This window comes from Sphingobium sp. MP9-4 (assembly GCF_005281675.1).
Lineage (GTDB): Bacteria > Pseudomonadota > Alphaproteobacteria > Sphingomonadales > Sphingomonadaceae > Sphingobium > Sphingobium yanoikuyae.
Genome location: NZ_LUFI01000022.1, coordinates 68,299 through 87,438, shown reverse-complemented (window position 1 = coordinate 87,438; position 19,140 = coordinate 68,299). Strand labels below are relative to the sequence as shown.

The following is a 19,140-nucleotide window of genomic DNA, read 5'->3' as shown; positions in this document are numbered from 1 at the left end:
CCGGGGAGCTACTGTCAGAAGCGGAATTTGAGTGCGGCGCGATAGCTCTGATAGCTGAGGTTGCCGCGCCAGGCGGTGGTGTCGGCCGACAGGCTGATGTCGACATTGCCGGTGCTGAGGGTCAGGCCGCCGCCCACTTCGCCCCAATTCTTGTCCGAGCCACCCAGCGCGAAGGGCGCGAGCGATCCGGTGCCGCCGACGAAATTGGCCAGGAAATAGGCCGGCTGGTCGCGGAACTCATGGACATAATTGGCGGTCAGATAGGGCTTGAACCCGCCGACATCGATCTTCGCCGTGGCCCCCAGGCGCCCCTGCGCGCTCTGGATCGCATGGCGATGGATCACCAGCGCGGTGTCGCCGCCATATTCAGCGAGGTTGCCGCCGCTGATATAGGCGCCGCGCAGCGAGGCGCGCGGCGTGATGGTGAAGGCGTCGCCACCCAGCGGCGCGCCGATGCCGATCTCACCCGACAGGGCCAGTTGCTGGTCGCTGCCGCGCAGTGTGTAGGGGGTGGTGCCCACCGCAAAGGCGCGCTTGGTCTTGCTGGTGAGGGTGCCGGCGCTGCCGACGCCATCCAGAACGACGCCGCCCAGATCCCAATTGCCATAGACGGTGGCCTGGTACAGGCGGGAACGGGCGGTGTCGCCGATGCCGGTATTGCCCTTGAGCTCGCTGAAGGAGGCGGCCAGGCCGATCACGGCATCGTCGCCGATCATCTTTTCGATGCCGGCCGCACCATACCAGCCGTCGAACTTGTCGCGGCCGGTGGTGATGGCGCCCCGCATCGGATCGCTCTTGCCGTCGATATAGCCGCCGGCGATGAAGGCGCTGACGTCTTCAGGCAGGGCATTTTCCTGGGTGACGGTTTCGTTGCCGCCGCCCTGATCCATGCCCAGGTTCAGATTGTTCATGCTGAGCGCGGCGAGCTGGAGCGGCTGACCGGTCATGGTCAGCGTGCCGCCCATGCTGCCGCCGCTGACGCGTGCCAGGCGATCGCGATAGAAGCGGGCCATATTGTCGTTCAGCACTTCGGACATGGAGGTGCGGAGCGCTTCGGTGCGCGGTGCCATGGCTTCGAGCGACGCCTGGATCGCGGCGACGCTCAGCAGGTCGGCCTCGCCATAGAGGGTGGCATAATTGCCGTAGAGGGCGCGGTTCTGATCGAGCAGGCGGGCAAAGCTGGTCTGCACCTGCGAGCCGCCATTGACGACGCCGGCATAGGTGCCGGCATCGACCGTGACGCTGACGCTGTTGGCGCCATAGGTCAGCACGGGCTTCAGGATGGCGCTGATGTTGGTCGGCGTGTCGAACGTGCCTTCGACGCCGCCTTCCGCAGTCAGGAAGGTGTAGCGGCTGCCATAGCGCAGCTTGGCGCCGGTCGCCGCGCCGAAGACGACCTTGCCATCGACCGCCGCGACGCCTTCGACATCATCGGTGGCCTTGACCGCGAGCAGATCGGAACCGCTGCTGCCAAGGTCGACATGCAGCGTGCTGCCCGAGGAGAGGATGGCATTACCCTCGACCGTGAGCGTGCCGATGGTGCCGATGCCGCCAGGCGCGACCACGCCCATGATGTTGGTGAAATAGGGGGTCCGCAGCGTGCCCTTGCCCGAGAGCAGGCCCGAGAGCAGCAGATAGTCGCCCGGTGTTTCGACCGCGCCATCGACATTCACCACGCCGGCGAGATGATTGATGTCCATCAGGCTGGTGAGCGATCCGGCGCTGGTCACGTCGAGCGTCGAGCCGGTGCCCGAGATGGTGAAGCGATCGACGGTGGCGTCGATGTCGAGCGTGGTCTTGCCGGCGGCGCTGAGCGTGACGTCATAATAGCGACCGACGACGCCCTGCGCAGCGACAGGGTCGATATTGTTCGGCACGAAATTGGTGGCGCCGGGCAGACCGTTGGCCAGGGTCGCGGCGGGCAGGACGGCATCGCCCTCCGCCTGGGCCTCCACGATGGCCTCGTCCGCCAGGCTGGCGGCACCATCAGACGGGCTGCGCTCGGCGATCTCGACCTTGCCCTTGTTGTCGGCGACGGTCTTGCTGCCGCTGGTGGTGGTCGCGTCGGTCGCCTCGACCGGCTCGCCATTGATCAGCAGCGTGTCGGTGCCGACGTCGTAACAGGCGTCGTCCGAGCCATCATTGGGCTGGTAGCAGACCTGGCCGAACTTCTGCGCATCATCCTCGCCAAAGGCGCCGGCGCCGGGCGTGGTCGGCACGCCGTTCACCAACGATCCGTTGCTGTCGATGATCATGTAATTGGGATCGAGCGCCGTCACCCAGTGGCTGGCGTCGCTCCATTTGCCGTCGCCGGCCTTGGCAGTGGCGTAGCGATAGGGATTATTCTGCGCGATCCAGTCCCAGAAGAGGTAGAGCGGTTGATAGAAGGCGGAGCCGCCATAAGAGCTTTGCGGCTGTTCCAGGAAGTAGCGGCTGCCGCCCGACAGGACGCCCAGCACCACCTTCTGGTCAAAGGTCTGGTCGAGGATCAGCGGGCCGCCGGAATCGCCGCCGGCGGTATTGCCTTCATTGGGAAGCGCATCGTCCTTGAAGACATTGAAGTCGAATTCGTTGGTCCGGGTCGGATCGTCGAAGTCGGTCTGGTAGAGATTCTGGGTATAGCCACCGCCTTCGCCGAACAGGAAGATGTCGATATCGTCGAGCGAGCCGAGCATGCCGAGGAAATTCTCGGCCACCTTGCGGCGATAATCGATGCCATAGCTGTTGCCGGTGGTGCCGCTGCCGCTGCGGCCATAGCCGGTGATCGTCACATGATAGCCGGTGCCGGTCGTGTCGCTGATGCTTTCCGGCGCGGGCAGGGCGGAAAAGAGCATCGCCCAGGTCGGCACGTCGCTGGCCGGCGTGTCGAGCGTGGCCATCGCCGTGTCGCCATAGAGGAAGCTGAGCGCCGGCGGATCGAGCGAGTCCGGATTATAGGCGATATTGTTGACGTTATAGACGCTGAGCGCGGTGTTGGTGCGATAGCCGTTGTTGATCCAGTTGACGAGGCCGGGGCGGGCGTTGCTCTGGAAGGCGAAGGCGACCGGAATGCCGTCATTCACCGTGCTGTAGGTGCTGGGGTCATAATCATTGACGCAGTGGGCGGCGAAAATGACGGTGCGCGGATTGATCAGCGTGCCGGTGCAGACATAGCCGTCGGCGCGATACATGATGCCGACGCCGTTCACATCGGTGCCATCGACGATGTCGGCCGGCGTATTATTGTCGTTCGGCACGACGGCATGGGCTGCCGGTGCGATGCTCAGAGCGGACAGAGCGGCCGATGCCAAAAGGGCAGAACGACCGGCGCGTGCCAACAGGCCCGCGCCATTCTTACGAATGCGCATGATGTTAACTCCCCAAAGACCGTTGGCGAGGCTATGCAGCTATCAGGCGCAAGACAATTACCCAAAAATGAAAGTTTCTGTCATGTATCCAAAAAGACACAATGTTATCTTTGCGTTATGAATATCCAACGTTGATTGACTGATCCGGCGGTCATGCCGTTTTCTATGTTAACGGTATCGATTATGTAATTTATGCAAATGTAATGGGTCGAAGAAATGCCGGGGATTTTCGGCTTGTTTCCCGCCCACTTGCGGAAGCGGGCGGTTCCGCTTAAGCATGAAGGCAAGTTCCGATCGGATTTGCGCGATCGGCGATTGATGAAGTGAGATACGGCCTTGGTGCAGCATAGCCGCCCATCGCCGCAGAGTTCCGGCCCGGTTGGCCGCGTTTCGGGCAAGTCCGCCCGTTCCGGTTCGGGTAATGGGAGCAAGGCTGCGGCCATTACGCCCCCGTCGAAGCAACGGGGCCTTTATCCCTACACGGCGCGTGACCGCCGATCCTATGCGGCAATCGATCTGGGTACCAATAATTGCCGTCTGCTGATCGCCAAGCCGTCAGCGGACGGGTTTATCGTGGTCGATGCCTTTTCCCGGATCGTGCGTCTGGGCGAGGGGCTGGCGGCCACCGGGCGGATCAGCGATGCGGCGATCGACCGGGCCATCGCTGCGCTGTCGGTCTGTGCCGACAAGCTGCGGCGGCGCCATGTGACGCTGGCGCGGTCGGTCGCGACCGAGGCCTGTCGGCGGGCGAGCAATGGCGCCGAGTTCATCCAGCGCGTCTATCGCGAGACCGGGATCGCGCTCGACATCATCAGCGCACAGGAAGAGGCGCGGCTGGCGGTGCTGGGGTGCCACGCGCTGCTGGAAGAGGGCAATGGCCCGGCGCTGATCTTCGACATTGGCGGTGGATCGACCGAACTGGTGCTGGTCGATTCCCATTGCGACGGCGCGCCGCGCATCGTCGATTGGGTGAGCGCGCCCTGGGGCGTGGTGTCGCTGACCGAGAGTGAATTGTTCGACCATGCCAATCCGGCCGAGCGGCTGGCCGCCTATGGCCGGATGCGCGCGCGCGTGGCCGAGGCGTTCGCGCCGCTCGCCCGTCGCCTGCCGCAGGGCGAAGCGGGCATCAGGCTGCTGGGCACGTCGGGCACGGTGACGACTTTGGCCAGCCTGCACCTTGACCTGCCGCGCTATGACAGGCAGGCGATCGATGGGTTGATCGTGCCGAGCAGTTCGATGCGCGCGATTTCCGAACGGCTGTCGACCATGGCGCTGGCGGATCGGCAGCGATTGCCCTGCATCGGCACGGAGCGCGCCGACCTGGTGGTCGCGGGCTGTGCCATTTTGGAATCGATCCTCGACATCTGGCCGGCCGAGCGACTGGGCGTCGCCGACCGCGGCATTCGCGAGGGCATATTGCGCGGCCTGATGGACCGCCATGGAGCAACGACGTGAGGGGTTCTGGCGCAGGCAAGGTGCGGGTGAAATCCGCCAAGGGGCGCACCGCGCAGTCGGTGCGCTGGCTGGAGCGGCACCTGAACGACCCCTATGTCCACAAGGCCAAGCAGGAAGGCTGGCGCAGCCGCGCCGCCTTCAAGCTGATCGAGCTGGACGAGAAATTCCATTTCGTGAAGGGATCGCGCGCGGTCGTCGACCTGGGCGTGGCGCCGGGCGGCTGGGCACAGGTGATCCGCAAGATGGCGCCCAAGGCGGCGGTGGTCGGCATCGACCTGCTGCCGGTCGATCCGATTCCCGGCGTCACCCTGTTCGAAATGGACTTCATGGACGACAAGGCGCCGGACCTGCTGCGCGAGGCGCTGGGGCAGGAGCCGGACCTGGTGATTTCCGACATGGCGGCCAATACGGTGGGCCATGCCCAGACCGACCATCTGCGCACCATGGGGCTGGTCGAGGCGGCCGCCGATTTCGCCGTGCAGAATCTGCGCAAGGGCGGCACCTTCGTCGCCAAGGTCTTTGCCGGTGGCACCGACGCGGAGCTGCTGGCGGTGCTCAAGAAGCATTTCACCACGATCAAGCATGCCAAGCCGCCGGCGAGCCGCAAGGGCAGCGTCGAATGGTATGTCGTGGCGCAGGGATTCAAGGGACGGCCGGACGCGCAAGAGTAACGGGGACAAGCGATCGGCCGCCTTCATGGGGGAAGAAGGGGGCGGGGCCTTTGGTAGCGACGGTTTCGACGGTGGCCTATCTGGGCCTGGAAGCGCGCACGATCGAAGTGCAGTGCCAGCTTGTTCCGGGATTGCCGGCTTTCATCGTCGTTGGTCTGCCCGACAAGGCGGTGGCCGAAAGCCGCGAGCGGGTGCGCAATGCGATCGCCGCGATCGGCCTGTCGCTGCCGCCCAAGCGGATCACCGTCAATCTTTCCCCCGCCGACCTGCCCAAGGAAGGATCGCATTTCGACCTGCCGATCGCGATCGCGCTGCTGGGCGCGATGGGGGTGATCGATGCCGAGACGCTGGCGGGCTATATCGTCGTCGGCGAACTGGGGCTGGACGGCCGCACCGCGCCGTCGCCCGGCGTCTTGCTGGCGGCGCTGCATGCCGGCGGGCAGGATCTGGGGCTGGTCTGTCCGGCTGCACAGGGGAGCGAAGCGGCATGGGCGGGGCAGGTGGAGGTGGTGGCGACACCCGATCTTCTGAGCCTGCTCAATCATTTCAAGGGCACGGCCGCACTGTCGCCGCCCCAGCCCGGCGCGGTCGAGCCGCCGATGCGGGCCGCTGACCTGCGCCAGGTGAAGGGGCAGGAAAGCGCCAAGCGGGCGCTGGAGATCGCGGCGGCCGGCGGCCATAATCTGCTGATGGTCGGGCCGCCGGGGGCGGGCAAGTCGCTGATGGCGAGCTGCCTGCCCGGAATATTGCCCGAGCTGACGCCGACTGAGGCGCTGGAAACGTCGATGGTCGCGAGCGTCGCCGGCACGCTGGAGGGCGGACGGATCAGCCGCGCCCGGCCGTTCCGCAATCCGCATCATAGCGCATCGATGGCGGCTCTGGTCGGTGGTGGCCTCAAGGCGCGGCCTGGCGAGGTCAGCATGGCCCATCTGGGTTCTCCGCGAAGATCAGATGCAGTCTCAAACTTTCTGTCACATTTACACCGCGTAGAACTTACCTGTATGATAGCCGAGAAGCAGGACCTTCTGCGGAAGGCAGGATCTGCGCGGAGCTTTCCCGTCCGCGCAGCGCTGATCCTGCCCGAGCCTGACACTCAATAGGAGGCATGGACCCGGCGCTCAGCGCCGGGCTCCCTCACCTGGGAAATTAGCCCGACGTCTCAGGTCCGCCTTGAGTTGGCCGGATCGGGACGATGTTTCCGCCCAACTTGTTGACCTGCTCCGTTAGCGCTTCGATTGTCTCGTGTGCCCGGCGTAGTGCAAGTGTCGCCCCGAACAACTGATTGACGAGTGTTTCGATCACCTGATCTGCGTTGTACCCGACATGCTCCCGCCTAGAGCGCCATGGCACCGCAGTCTTCATGTCCACCCAGGCCAACTGGATTTCCTCAGGCATCTTGTGGAATGCAGCGTAGTCAATCCGAGCGGTGTTCCAGAGTAGCTCATCAGTAAGGTCCAGTGAGGGGTCCTCGACCTTTCGAGCGCCAAGGGCTTTAATAGCTTCCGCAGCCGCAGCTTCCTTGGCCAGCCGCCACGTGATCATGGGTTCCTCACAGCGATACAGGGTGGCTCTTGACACCCCAGCTTCCAAAACAAGATTGGCATCGAGCAAATCACAATTCGGCGCGCGAAGCGGATCGCCGTCAAGGATGCGCTGCACAGCGGCGCGGACAGCTTCCGAGTTCGCACTTTTAACAGGCATGCTCTGCCCTGCTCAGTGATGAGCGGTACTTTGCTATCACCACGTCAAGTGCGGTCCGTTGGTTCTTGGATAGCTTAGGCCTTTTTCTGAGGCTTTGCGCATGCTCGAGGCTGGACTGAAACGCCGCCCGATGCTTACCCCAGAAGCAGCTGTTTGGGCACTTCTCCCAATCGCATTGGGCGAAGTAGGGCTTGTCTCGACCTTTCAAACCCGGTCGATGAAGGCAAAGTGCGGTCGCTCTATCGAAATAGCAGTCGTTCAAGAGCCCGGGGTAGATTTCACGCGTAGCGTTCTTGAGCATTCCAAGGAGACGCTTCTCGTCCACAACCTGGCCAGGGAGGTCGCCGAGCTTTGCGGCAACCGCTCTGAACTCGTCTGCGAGTTCCTTCCCTTTGGGGCCGCCCAAGGTTCCACCGTTTCTGACGTGAGCATACATCTCAACAATATCGCGCGTTTTGCCGATCTGACGTGCGACCTCAATCTCGTCGCGAAATCCCGCCTTCCAAGAGCCTGCATAGCCCTGGAAGGTAGTCTCTTGGACATGGCCAAACTGCCGTTTGCCTGCAACTACGCCAAACGGCTCAGTTGCGATGTACCAAGCAATCGTGCGCCGGAAATTGCGGCTAATCCAGTTCCATGGGCGGCCGTAGTCGTGCACCGGGATCAAATAGTTGCGGGCAATGTGCTCACGCTCTTTCTTGGTTTTCGCTCTAGCGATCGCATCACTTGCCAACAGAGTCGCGTGCTTCTCGAATGCTCGCAGCCACTGATTAATCTGGATCGTGATCGCCGCAACACTCGTCCGAACGTTAGAGTATCTTCGAAAAAGCAGGTCCGAGTCCGGCCATTCGAAGAACCGTGGCTCTAACTCCCGCATCAAGTCGGATATTTTCTCGACGCGTTCTAAAGCGCGATGCACCTCTGGTAAAACCACCCACTCTTCGATCACGCCTCTGACGTGCTGACGCTTAAAGGCCATCGAGACAATCGAATGCCGATACGGATTGCCCTCTTCATCCCGCTTCACTCGCGCAGAACCGCGCCTGATCGCCTGCACTTCGCAATCCCTCATCCCGGATAAGTAGGCAGTGACTATGTAAGCTGCTGTCACAAATAGATGTATCTGCTCATACCGAAAGCGATCTCTATGTTTGTCCGAACGCCAACTGACATTTGTACCGGGGATGCAGGCGCAGCCTGTCGTTGGACGGATAACAGATGCTCGATCTCCTCGGGCAATACGCAAAACATCTTCGAAAGCGACATCGACATAAAGCAGGGCCCATCTGAGCATCGGATCCATGATCGATCGCGGCACGCGGTTTGTCGTGTTAACGAAGGTCTGCTCTCTTTTGCCAAGCACTTCGTTCGCTTCGCGATCTCTCCAAGGCCCCTCTGCAGGCATATCTACGTCGAGATAATCCCGATATATGTGAAGGCGCTTCGGAACTGAGGAGGCCCTCACTCTGCTGGGGTGCGATTGGCCCCGAAAGAGAGCCATCCACGCGTCGTTATCTGAATCCCTGATGTTAGCGAGGCCAACGCCCCTGTTCTTCATAAAACGAAGGTATCTCAACAGTCGCTTCGCCTCTCGGCGAACTCTAGCCGGCGGAACTGCGGCGAGATTAGTCGCCACGCAACTATGATCAAAATTCATGCATAACCATGAATAGGCCCATATTAATTCAGCATATTCAATAGGATAGTCCTCGAATCTCACTTTCCGGTCATGGGTTGGAACATTTGTCCTCGCGATTCCTGGAGTAAGATCCCACTCTTTGTCACCCTTGATGCTGAGCTGATCGGCAGGCTCCCCTGGGTCCAGATAGTTTTTCGGGATGACGGGAAGAGACGGATCGATTTTGAGACCTAGCTTCGCCGCAGCCACCTCTGTCACGCCATCAGTCATGCCGAAAGTCCAATCACCGCCGGAATGAATAGTTCAGGGTCGTCGTCGAGACTGTCTCCTTGAATAATCTTCGAAGCTCCAGAAATCTGCGCCTCGCTAAACCTGGGAAGTATCTGTTTGGTCAAGCGATACCAATCCTCCGCATAGAGCGCTGCCCACTCTTCGTCGCCGACCTCAGTTCGCCGATCGGATAAAATACCTTTAAAGCGCAATAGATTGGGGAGCTTGCGGGCGGTGAATACGCTGTTGGGGCAGTGCAAGCACTCGGTGAATGGCGTAGGGCAATCCTCTCCCTTGGCGCCATATGGACTTGCAGAGAAGTCCAAGCAGCCGGCTAGCCAGACATCCTCTTCACCATCAATGACAGCGAGACAGGTGGCCACGCTGAAGCCTGTTGCTTGACTTAGCTGTTCAGCCTCCGATTCCCTATTCGATAGATCTGGCAGAACGCGATGGTCACAATCCGACAAAGCGCGCCTAAAAGCACTGGCAACAGCTTCGTCGTGCATCTCAGCAAGCGCTGGAAGATTTGCATAGTGGTCCCGGGCAACGTTTTTACTATTGTCGTCAGCGATAGCGTTGACATCGCCGCCACTTCTCAAATATTTTACCGCTTTGACTGTCTTACGGAATCTTGATGGCTGGATCGCATCTAGAACGTCGCCATTATCATTGGTAATTTTGTTGCGATCACAAAACGCTACCCAAGGATGGCTCTTAGTATCGAAAAAATCGCAAGCGTGTACTCCAGAACCTCTGAAAACACCCAGCCATAATTTTCTTGCATCTTGATGTCCGTGCTTCGAAAGTATTTGGCTTGCTAGATCTGTTATCTCCAAAACAGCTCTGATCAATCCGCCCGGGGTTTCCAAGCTTCCATCCTTGACAGTGCGTGATAGGAGTTTCTTAGAATTTCTGTTCTTTCTGTAGAATATATCTATCGTACCACCTTCTGAGTTCCTCAGGCATTCACGATCCAGCTCTTTCAATGAACCCAAGTCTATGTCGCACATGAGGGCCAGCTTAAACAGGAAGCTCGTCAGCTGGTGAGTGGTGGGGACAAAAGACGCTACAAGCTTTTCAATGCTCTTGCGGTTCTCAATGGGCGTCGGCGACGGAGCAACGCTGCCTAACTGCCGCCGCCTTGAGATTTGGAATGCAGCAAAAAGAGAGACTGCCCATTGTACCAAACCACCATATCTAGCATGGGTCGTGATCGTCCGTTTGTGCACGAGTTTCCCGAGTCCAAGGCGCGGATCTTCCCACTCTTCCAGAAATTTAGCTGTCGAAGCTTCATCTCCGAGTTGTAGGGCTTGCTCTCCCAGAACGGCGGCCTCAAGGTATTCGATCTTGCGGATCAGCATTTTCGAATGGGCCCTGTTCGGATGCCCGGGGAATCTTCTAGCTAAGGCGGCTATCAGCTTGATTAGTTCTTCTAACGTCTCGTGACTGTCCGCAACATTGCGGAGATTGCCAATGCCAATCGGAATGATCCCATAGTCGTCATCTTTCCATAAGCAGACATCCCACATATGGAAGTGCAACGTATCGAATTTCGAACGCGGCAATCCGTTGTAAAGCCAAGACCTCAGAACGTGAACTCGCAATTTAATTTGAATAATCAGATCTACGGGGTTTTTTCTATTAAGTTCAATAATTTTAACGGGTTTAGATAAATATATGAGCGATTTTTCGATAGAACGACCATTTATGATATTTGTTTTAACGCCTGAAAGATGCTTATCTTCTTCAGAAATTTTTAATAAGTTAAAATGAAATGAGTATTTTGTGAGAGCAGCTATCTCCGATCCTGATAGTTTTATCCGGTACTCCCCTGTCAATTTTTTCCCAATAGCTAATGATCGTGCCAATTTAAAGACTTCAATCTGGCTATATTCCGAGACATCGACTTGTCTTGTTGGGACTCTCTTGAGAGGAGATCCATCAACGATCTTAGAGTATTCTTTTACAACGGAACTGTAAGACTTTCCTCCGGCATATTTCATGACGCCTCGCCAATTCGGCGTGAGATCCATCACATCCTTCGCACTTTTTTCATCGAAGGCGTGTCGGCCAGCCCGCATTTCTTTCAGGACGACCTGAAGCTCCAGGCGCGCCGCTTGTTCGATTTGGCTGGCGACGTAGGGTGTATATGGGTCTCGAGGCGTGCTTTTCGGCTTGGGCCAACGACTAATAAAGCTAAGGCGGTCCGAAACGTTCGAGCCTCTTAAATCCTCCGAAACTGATTGAGGGTTTGCTTTGCGCGCTTCCCTCAGCAGGACAATGAGTACCAGGAGGCGACCGTAAGCGGCACTTGATAGGCCAGGGCCATCTAGTCGCTCTACAAACGACCTCGAAAATGAACTAATATCTATAATATCATTGTATGGATCAATCGCATCAATGTTTTTAATGATGTAAGAGATTGAATGTTTGTACTTAAGAAAAGTATTCCAACTGGTAAATAATCGACCTAAATTCAAAACATCAAACATCAACATCATGAAGTTTATCGCGAGATTTTTGCGCCGATATTTGGCGAAATCCCACCGAACGGTTTGGCTGGCAACAGAAGCGACGAGAGCCATACCTTCAACAGTCGCGCCGCTGACGATCGCTTGCTTGCAGTCACTCGCGTCCGCCTCTTCGTCGAAGGAGACGACGCTAGCTTTGCGTGATCTGCTCATGCTGCGAGTGCCATGTGTGCATCCCACGCTTCAAACGCCAAGCTGATCATCCGGCTGTGTTTCCGCGAGAATCTAAGGTATTTGAAAGTAGTCTTGATGCTCCTGTGCCCGAGAAGCTCCTGAAGAACCTGCAGCGGATCTCCGATCAGAGCGTCATATATCTCGCCACGGCTGTTGAGATGTCCCCGTGCTATGCGAAGCTCGACCAGTCCCTTCAGCATGAAGCTGAGCATGTAGACAGCGAACGTGTGCCGCAAGACGTGAGGGGTGATGTCGACACCGACCTGTTCTTCAAGGCCGGATCGTGCAAGGGCTGCGGAGAACGCTGAACGCCAAGCGGAATTCGAAACGCATGTTCCAATCTCGGAAATCCAGAGCGACCCGAAGTCGACAACCTTGAAACGATTTGGTTGGCCAATTGGACGAACCTCGATAAGACGCTCGCGCTCACGCAAAGTGAAGTTTGCGAGCGGCATTTCAATCTTCCTCGCGTCTCCAGCGATAACTTCTGCAATGCCTGGCCGACGAAGTTGAAAAAATATGCTGTTGTTCGACATCGTCAAAGTTCGGGGAGAGTATGATTTGAGAGGGAACCGCTCCGAGATTATTTTTGCTGCAACATGCGAGCGTTCCTCGTAAATATAAGGGTTGATAAAGTTCTTAATAACTCTTTTTGAAATAAAAGTATCTCTGCCTTTTTCCCACTTCGTAACAGTAGCAGGTATAGACCAAATTCTTGTAATGTCGTCTTGAAATAGGCCGATCTTTGGTATTTCCTGCCTCAGGATGTGAGAACACTCATTACATCGGATGCCGGTTGTTACGAGCATTTCGGAGAAAGCGCCATTGCGCAGATTGTTTCTGCCAGACATCATTCCAGTTTCGCGAAATGTTACGTAATTTTCCAAGGAAACCATTTTAACTTGGTCGTCTGCTTCCCGGGTGCCGCAGTATGATCGCCAAGTCACCTCCGAGAAGTGGATTTTAAGGTGTCGAAGCATTCGGAGGATGACGGCGGCAACTTTGTTCCAACTATTTGGAGACAGCCTCTCTGAAAGCGGGCCGTATAGTCGCCTGTTGCGGTATTCCCATAGGTCCGCTTCCCTGAGGTCTGCTAGCCTTCTTCCATGGCGCGCCATGAGGAAGCGAGCGAAAACCTCAGCCTCAATGGCGTAAGTTCGCCAAGTTTCGCGCGATGTCAGGGTTGCAGCAATCCTATCCGCAAAGCCGGTGAGCGTATCATCTAGGGTCCAATCAGAGTGAAGTATGATCGGCTGCTCAATCTGAACTGCGTAGTGATCGATTGCCTCCAGGGCGAGGCGCTTCATTTCATCATCAAAGAAGGCAGCATCAGGTCGGCCAAGGTCGCGTTGGAGCGAAATCGGATCATACTCAAAGCGGGGCACGATAAATCTCCGACCCGCAAAGAAACCAAAAAATTTCGCCGTACTTCATGTCGCGGCTTTCGATTTGTCTCGTTTTGGCGTCCAACATAGCATGGATCTTGCTCCGCAACTGCCAATCGTACCGAAGCTGACCTTGGTGATAGACCGCCGTCGCGCGGCGGATGCTCTGCGCCTCTTCGGATCGAAGCACGGAACAGCGGTCCGGCTCAGAGTAGCGCGTTGTAAGTGTCGAAAATGGCCTGGGCTCGATCAATCGTGCCGGTCACCGGCGCAGACTTGGCGTCGAGCATCTTGGGGTTTCGGATAAGCCATCCCGCCGGCGTGAAATGGTCGAACTCGGCAACCGTAGTCGGCATGATTGCGAAGGCAGCCTCGGCCTGTTTGACCAGCCGTGCGGTGCCCGTGTTCGCGGCCGCGAGCCGCTTTGAATCGAGCAACGTCGTGTCCGCCAGGCCATAGGTCGAGTTGAGGATGGACACAAAGAGATCCGGTTCGAAGATGTCCTCAATATCGGCCTCGGCCCGTTGGAGGAAGTCGGCCATCGTGTAAAAATGTCCGGCCTTCAGGACTTCGGAGCGCTTCATTTCCTCGACCTTGCGCTTGTCTCCCTGCGCTTGGTCCGAGAGCACTGCGATATGAAGAGCGTTGCCAGCGAACATCGCGACGAATGGGCGAATCTTATCGATCCCGCCCGCCGGACAGAGCGTCCAGCGCTGATCCAGGCCCGGTCGTCCGCGACGTTTGAGCGCGTCCGACAACGCCTGGATGTAGAGAATGTCGCCGGGCCCTTCGACGAGAAGCGTGTGCTCGCCGATAAACAGCGACTGGCTGATCTCATAGCCGAGCGCACCTTGCAACGGAAACAGAGTGTCGGGATCGCGGGTGAGCACGTCCTCGCGCACCTTTGTGCCGAGCGGCATGCGACGCTGCCCCTTCATCTCTACCTTATCCTCGACGATACGGACGGAAGCGAGCTCGTCGGCCGGCACCATGAACGGTGAATGGGTCGAGTAGACGATTTGGTGATGTGGGGCGAGCTTCTCCTTGAAAAAGCGCAGTAGGTCCGCCTGCGCTTTGCCGTGCAGGGTAAGGCCGGGTTCGTCGAGGAGCAGAACGACTGGCGTCTCCTCGTCCTGTACCTGCGCGAACTTCACGAGGAAGGAGAAGAACCAGACAAAACCAGCGCTTCGCTCGGAGAACGGCGTATCAACGCGGTGCAGCCCGTTGTGGATGCGGGCCCATGCGATCATGCCACTATTGAGCGGTGCGGTATCGCCCGGCCGAGATTGTTCGACGCGGACGACAACACTGAGATCCGGATTCTGCGTCCAGTATTCCAGCACCTGATCGGTGATGCTGTTGGAGGCCGCCTGCAGGCGGGCATTGAATGTCTCGTAGGTGGCAACATTGGTGATGTCGTCGATTGAGACGCGTGCGTATTCTAGGAACTCGGCGAACAGCCGCGCACCGCGATGCGCATCCTCGTTGATCTGCCCATTAGCGATCAACTGACGCGTCTGTTCGAGCTGTATCGCGCCATCCATCCTATCGTACGCGGCGAAATACATGAACTTCGGCAACATGTCCCGGATGAGCTTGCTGACCTGCCCGGTCACTGCGCCCACCCCGTCTAAGTGAGACTTCAAGGCGGCGTGGCGTTCCGTCGGAGATGATATCTCAGCCAGCGTGGTGATCAACTTCGAGGTGGTGTCGGCTGAGGAAAGGACCGACCGTTCCGAATCGTCGAGTTGGAACTTGGTATAAAGATGCTCGAGCGCCTTGCCAAAATCGAGATCGACCGAGACGTCGACTTCTTTGCCGTAGGCGCGTGAGATTGTGATCAGGTCGGTCGTCACGACACCCTCACCGACAGTGGCAGCGATGCGAGCGGCTTCGGGAGAGGTGAGGCGCCAAGTCGTAGTGATTGCGACAGCGGCCTTCCCAGAATGACGGTCCTCGTATTGGGTCAGCAGCCGGCGCGGATAGTCGCGCTCCTTGTCGAAGGTCGCGGGTGTCGAGAGATGTGGGTTCAGCGCCGCGAGCGCCAGAAGGATCGCGCTCTTGCCCGCCTCGTTCTTTCCGACGAGGCAGGTTACCGGCTCGACGCTAAACTCCTCGCTGTCGTCGACCGACCTGAAGTTGGTGACGTGAACCTTCTCGAGCTTCATTATTATCCTCCCAACTCACTTTCTCCTTGAGATGGCAGATCGCCGCTCCAAATCAACTTTAGAGTGCGACGGTATCGGGCCGGGGGCGTCTAGGTAACCTAAGGTCGTCCGTGAACTTCAGGTTGAACCGGCAGCGGCTTTCGGGATTTTCGTTGGGCCAATCGAGCCGCGGCAACTAGGTCGCATTGCCGCTCCGCCGTTTTGTGGAAGCTGATCGGCAGTTTTTGGCATGTGCCGACATACCGAGAGCTGGATCGGAACGGCGTATTATGGTCGCGTGCTGGCGGAAGCGGAACGCCGCCTCGTGGGACAAAACCGACGTTCGCGAGCTGCGCCGGGAACGGCAGGTTCCCGTCCAACACCTGCCGTTCCTGAAGCACTGATGATCGTTTCCCGGAATGCGAGGGATGGCCGATTGCGGAATGGCAGCTTCTCGTCGGCCGAGATGCACTAGCTGCCAGTCCGGTTCCGGGTGGGAAATCATCGAGGCACGAAGCGTGCGATTGCCGTCGAGCATGGCCATCATCCCAGAGAAAGGGGGTAGCGGAATATTGGACCGATGTGCATAGCAAGTCATGCCCCGGCGCAAAGACATATGGAGATGCGGGATCGTCCATCAGCCGATGGCTGCAATCATCGCATCGGGCCGGATCGATAGCGCGTTGACATGGCTCCCGGAGGAGCCGGCATTCCAGTTTCTTGCCGATCCATTCGGATGGAGAGGTGCGGACGGAACGCTTCACATCTTTGCCGAGCATTATGATTATCGCCATCGTCATGGCACGATCATGCGCCTGTCGCTCGATGAGCATCTGTCGGTTGTCGAACGGCGCCTTTGCCTGAGTGAGCCCTGGCACCTGTCCTACCCCCAGATTTTCGCCGGCGAAGGTGCGACCTGGATGCTGCCCGAGGCGCATCGATCGGGCGCGCTGACGCTTTATCGCGACCATGGCGGCCTGGCTGACTGGCGGCCGGAACTGCGCATCGCACTGGACTGCGTTCCGGTCGATGCAACGATCCTCCATCATCAAGACCGCTGGTGGCTCTTTTATTCGCCGGCCACCTCAAAGCAGACAAAGATATCGCAGCTTCATATCGCCTGGGCCGAGCGCCTGGCGGGCCCCTGGATCGTGCATCCGCGCAATCCCGTGCGCGTCGATGTGACATCATCGCGCCCTGGTGGCTCGCCCCAGATCCTGTCCGGACATGTCGTTCTGCCGGTCCAAGACTGCAGCAGCACCTATGGCGGAGCCATCCGTCCTCTCTGGATCGACAGGCTGGATGAGGCGAATTTCAGCGCGAAAGCCGGCGACGCCATGCCGGTCCCATTGTCCGCCGGCGCCTATCGGGACGGCATGCACAGCCTGACCGCATGCGGGGAGATCAGCCTGGTCGATGTGAAGCGGATCGACCGATCCGCACGCGGGCTGGCGCTGGAAATCAGGCGTGCGCTTGGCGGATATGGGTGAGAATGGCTGTACCTGTTCTTTCGAAACGCTCTCTTGAGTAGCGCTGGTTCACCAGGTTTCGTGCGGCCTGCCCCATTTCTTCAAGCCTTGAAGGCGTAGCAAGCAGGGTCTCCAGCGCATGGGCGAGAGCATCAGTATCTGCCGGTGCGCAGGTCAGGCCGCTGACGCCCGGCATGATCGAATAGGGCATTTCCCCGACCGCTGAAGCGATCACCGGCAGCCCGGCCGCCATCGCCTCATGCGCGGCGATGCAAAAGCCTTCGGATCGTGACGGCTGAACATAGAGATGCAGTCCGGCGAGGAAGCTCTTGGGGGCATCGGTAAATCCGGCGAATTCGACATCGACCCCTGCGTTGCGAGCCAGCATCTCCAGGCGACCGCGCTCGCTCCCCTCACCCGCGATCGCCAGCGAGAATGGAGGCGTGGCAAGGCCCCGAGCCTTGATTTGCGCCAGGGCCGCGATCAAGATGTCATAGCCCTTGACCCGATGAAGCCGTCCCAAAGAACCGATGCGGATCGGCTCGCCGGCCTGCCATGGGGATGCCTGCGGCATGGCTGGATCGACGGCGTAGATGGGCCAGCAGCGTAGCCGCTCGTCCGGAACCTGGAGTCGATGCTGCGTCAGATCGGTGACGGACTGCGAATCCCCCACCCACAAAGCCGCCCTGGGCGCCAGGAGGCGCATCAGCCTTTCATTCCAGGGCTTGAGGAAGGCAGCATGCTGCCAGCAGACGACCGGAAGTCCGAGGGAAGGCCCGATAATGAGACCAAGGATCGTGGCACGGCTGAGCGACGTCCAGATATGGGTCGCGCCCCAGTCCATCAGTTCCCGCCGTAGCCACAAGGCGGCCGCCAGATGATCGCCTGTCCCGCCTTCCCGAACGCGCGGAAGCAGCCCCGCCTCGATAATCGCGGGCAAGCCGCGCCTGTCGCTTGGCCGAAGCGCGAACAACCGCACCTGCGCGCCGCCGGCGCGCAGCACGTCGGCTATGGCGGGCACGGGCTGCGCAGCGCCGCCGCCTTCGACCGAATTGATGACATAGGCAATGCGCATGCCGTTCACTGCGACAGGCTCCGGTGCCAGGCCAGGCCGCCCAGCAGGAGACTGGCAATCAGGGCCTGACCAACGGCCTGTATCCCTGCGCCCATCAGCCCGAACGACCCGAGCAACCAGGGCAGCGCCGGCAGGAAAATGAGGCTCGCAAAGAGGTTCGCGCTCATCGACAGGGCCGGATATCCCATAGCGGAAAGCGCAGAACTGCAGGGCGGTCCGACCAGCGCGATTACCCGCGCAATGATCAGAACCACCATGACCGCGCCGGCCGCCTGGAACGCGCTGCCCGCCAGCAGGGTAACCATCATGGTCGGGAAAAGCGCCGCCAGGATGACCACGGGCAAGGCCGCGGCGATCGCGATCAGAATGACGCGCACAAGCGTGCGGCGGAGCGGTGCGCCGCCTTGGCCGGAGGCAACCATCCCTGCCAGTTCGGCATAGGCGGTGTTCCCCAATATCTGTGCCGGCTGCGAGATGATCACGGTCGCGCGCTGGGCGACCGCGAAAAGCCCGGCGACGGCAGGCCCCATGACCCAGCCGACGATCAGCGGTGCGAGCCGCCCAGCCAGTTCCGCTAGCGTGACATCGGCATTGCTGGCCACCAGGAACCGCCAGATGCCGGCATTTTCGCTTGCCACATTACCCGCCTGTGGACGGATCAGGACCGCGCCCAGTCTTGTGTAGGCACAGATAAGCCCCATGCCCCAGAGTACCGCGAACTCGGCGATGGCGGCCAGCAGCCAGGCAGCGAGGAAGCCCTTGAGCCCCCAGCCGAACAGCAGCGCCAGCGAGGCTCCGCACAGGCGCACGAGCGGCTGGACCATATTGTGCAGGCCGATAAGGTCGAAGCGGTCGATCAGTTGCAGATAGCCCGCCGGCGTAGAGCGCACCGATCCCAGCACGGCGAAGCTGTAAGGAATGGCGAAAGCCATGGTTTCGGGCGGCCAGCCCAGATGTGGTCCGACCCAGGGCGCCAGCAGCATGGCGGCGATGATCGCCGCGACGCCGCCCGCCAGTTCGACCTTGGCACCGAAACGAAGCAGACGTGCGAGGCGGTGCGATGCCCCTTCCTGTCGCGCCTCCGCGCCATAGCGCACGATCGCCTGCCAGGCCGGAAATTCGACGATGCCGCATATCGCCGTCACATAGGCATGGACGAGAACCAATATGCCATAGTCATGCGGCCCCAGGGCGCGCGCGGCGATGACAAGATAGACGAGACTGATGAGCCCGGCGCCGGCCTTGCCGCCGAGCACAAGTCCCAATCCCCTGA

Annotated in this window: 11 protein-coding genes and 1 pseudogene; 4 read left to right on the top strand and 8 right to left on the bottom strand. The window is 59.3% G+C overall.

The annotated features are described in order from the left end of the window. Nucleotides 1-14 precede the first annotated feature (14 nt). On the bottom strand, nucleotides 15-3,347 hold the full coding sequence (locus tag A0U87_RS05720; protein ID WP_122928367.1) for an autotransporter domain-containing protein: 3,333 nt from the start codon (nucleotides 3,345-3,347) through the stop codon (nucleotides 15-17). Between the two features lie 336 nt (nucleotides 3,348-3,683). Here A0U87_RS05720 and A0U87_RS05715 point away from each other — a divergent pair, with 336 nt between their 5' ends. The 3 genes and pseudogenes from A0U87_RS05715 to A0U87_RS05705 all read left to right on the top strand — a co-directional run. After that, on the top strand, nucleotides 3,684-4,802 hold the full coding sequence (locus tag A0U87_RS05715; RefSeq protein ID WP_010337284.1) for a Ppx/GppA phosphatase family protein: 1,119 nt from the start codon (nucleotides 3,684-3,686) through the stop codon (nucleotides 4,800-4,802). Beyond that, complete coding sequence (locus A0U87_RS05710) at nucleotides 4,799-5,473, top strand: RlmE family RNA methyltransferase (RefSeq protein WP_004208734.1); 675 nt, start codon at nucleotides 4,799-4,801, stop codon at nucleotides 5,471-5,473. Before A0U87_RS05715 ends, A0U87_RS05710 begins: the two co-directional genes overlap by 4 nt. Nucleotides 5,474-5,523: 50 nt before the next feature. Beyond that, nucleotides 5,524-6,408, top strand: a pseudogene (locus A0U87_RS05705) (ATP-binding protein); the annotation flags it as partial. A 211-nt stretch (nucleotides 6,409-6,619) separates the two neighbouring features. Here A0U87_RS05705 and A0U87_RS05700 read toward each other — a convergent pair. The 5 genes from A0U87_RS05700 to A0U87_RS05680 all read right to left on the bottom strand — a co-directional run bounded on the left by A0U87_RS05700 (nucleotide 6,620) and on the right by A0U87_RS05680 (nucleotide 15,344). Next, entirely contained in the window at nucleotides 6,620-7,174 is a 555-nt protein-coding gene (locus A0U87_RS05700) for a hypothetical protein (RefSeq protein ID WP_137405283.1), read from the bottom strand. Then, a complete protein-coding gene (locus A0U87_RS05695; protein ID WP_137405282.1) occupies nucleotides 7,164-9,083 on the bottom strand; it encodes a hypothetical protein in 1,920 nt (639 codons plus the stop codon). Before A0U87_RS05695 ends, A0U87_RS05700 begins: the two co-directional genes overlap by 11 nt. Next, nucleotides 9,080-11,770, bottom strand: coding sequence for a hypothetical protein (locus A0U87_RS05690; RefSeq protein WP_137405281.1), 2,691 nt, complete (start codon nucleotides 11,768-11,770; stop codon nucleotides 9,080-9,082). The genes A0U87_RS05695 and A0U87_RS05690 overlap by 4 nt, the downstream gene beginning before the upstream one ends. After that, on the bottom strand, nucleotides 11,767-13,176 hold the full coding sequence (locus A0U87_RS05685) for a hypothetical protein (protein WP_063141541.1): 1,410 nt from the start codon (nucleotides 13,174-13,176) through the stop codon (nucleotides 11,767-11,769). The genes A0U87_RS05690 and A0U87_RS05685 overlap by 4 nt, the downstream gene beginning before the upstream one ends. Nucleotides 13,177-13,382: 206 nt before the next feature. Continuing rightward, a complete protein-coding gene (locus A0U87_RS05680; RefSeq protein ID WP_063141539.1) occupies nucleotides 13,383-15,344 on the bottom strand; it encodes an AAA family ATPase in 1,962 nt (653 codons plus the stop codon). A 623-nt stretch (nucleotides 15,345-15,967) separates the two neighbouring features. Between A0U87_RS05680 and A0U87_RS05675 the strand changes: the two genes are divergently transcribed. After that, nucleotides 15,968-16,813 (top strand): hypothetical protein, encoded by an 846-nt coding sequence (locus A0U87_RS05675; protein ID WP_010335866.1) that lies wholly within the window; start codon nucleotides 15,968-15,970, stop codon nucleotides 16,811-16,813. On the opposite strand, the gene A0U87_RS05670 is transcribed toward A0U87_RS05675, so the two are convergent. Together A0U87_RS05670 and A0U87_RS05665 are read right to left on the bottom strand one after the other, a co-directional pair. Further along, nucleotides 16,785-17,867 (bottom strand): glycosyltransferase family 4 protein, encoded by a 1,083-nt coding sequence (locus A0U87_RS05670; RefSeq protein ID WP_017183057.1) that lies wholly within the window; start codon nucleotides 17,865-17,867, stop codon nucleotides 16,785-16,787. The two genes, A0U87_RS05675 and A0U87_RS05670, sit on opposite strands and share 29 nt — an antisense overlap. Before the next feature lie 5 nt (nucleotides 17,868-17,872). After that, on the bottom strand, nucleotides 17,873-19,123 hold the full coding sequence (locus tag A0U87_RS05665) for a lipopolysaccharide biosynthesis protein (RefSeq protein ID WP_010335868.1): 1,251 nt from the start codon (nucleotides 19,121-19,123) through the stop codon (nucleotides 17,873-17,875). Nucleotides 19,124-19,140 lie beyond the last annotated feature (17 nt).